Origin of the sequence: Rhodoplanes roseus (genome assembly GCF_003258865.1) — a bacterium.
GTDB lineage: Bacteria > Pseudomonadota > Alphaproteobacteria > Rhizobiales > Xanthobacteraceae > Rhodoplanes > Rhodoplanes roseus.
This window is the reverse complement of the sequence record NZ_NPEX01000611.1, coordinates 1-884: the sequence shown is the minus strand read 5'-3', so window position 1 is coordinate 884 and position 884 is coordinate 1. Positions and strand designations below refer to the sequence as shown.

1 protein-coding gene is annotated in these 884 nt (G+C 71.0%); it reads right to left on the bottom strand.

Annotated features, from left to right (window positions below):
• Positions 1 to 34 precede the first annotated feature (34 nt).
• The coding region (gene hpnK, locus CH341_RS31575; RefSeq protein ID WP_210208707.1) for a hopanoid biosynthesis-associated protein HpnK at positions 35 to 884 on the bottom strand (850 nt) is incomplete at its 5' end.

Genomic DNA, 884 nt, shown 5'->3' with positions numbered 1-884 from the left:
GCGCCTTCGGCGCGCCCCGGAATGACGGGGCCATTCACGTCGCATCGAGATCCAAGAACCCGCCCCGCGACGCCGCGGCCCTCTTCGCCGCCGTGATCACGGCGGCATCGGTGAGCGCGGCGAGCTCGTCCGTGTAGCGATAGCTTTTCGCGTGCCCCGGAAACGTGTCGGCGGTCGCGGGATGAAAGTAGATCTCGGTGTCGCCGTCCGGCAGTCGATCGAGCAGCGCGGCGACGCGCGATGCCGTCATGGCGCCCGACCAGGCCAGGCCGAAGACCTGATCAGGGACGACGAAGCCCGCCTTTCGGGCCCGCGCGGCGAGCGTTTTGGCCCACCAGGCCGTCATTCTCGATCCGGGCGACGACGCCCCCGACTCGCACGCGTCGACGACGGCGGCGACCTCGACCGGCATGCGCAGCCCTCTCACACCGGCTTTTCGCGCTTCGTCCATCACGACGGAGAGGATGGTCGGGTGCAGATGAAAGTGCTTGTGGGCGTTGACGTGATCGAGCGTCAGGCCGGTATCGCGGAAGGCGGAAAACTGGGCGGCGACCTCGGCCTGCATCTGCTTTCGCACGCGCGGGCGCGCGAAGATCTCGAACGCCAGCCGCACCATGTCACGGCGGAAATGGCCGTCCGCGTCGACGAGGTCGGGGACGTCGTCCCGCGGCAGCACGGACCGCGACTCCAGCAGCACGACGTGCAGGCCGACCCGCAGGTTCGGCAGGCGCCGCGCACGCGCCACGGCGTCGGCCGCCGCCGGCGCGCCGACCATCAGGCTGGCCGCCGTGAGGATGCCGTCGCGATGCGCCGCCGGAGCCGACCCGCTGGGCCGAGAGCGCGGAGCCGCGCCCGACGTCGATCGAGAGATCGATGCCGGCCTT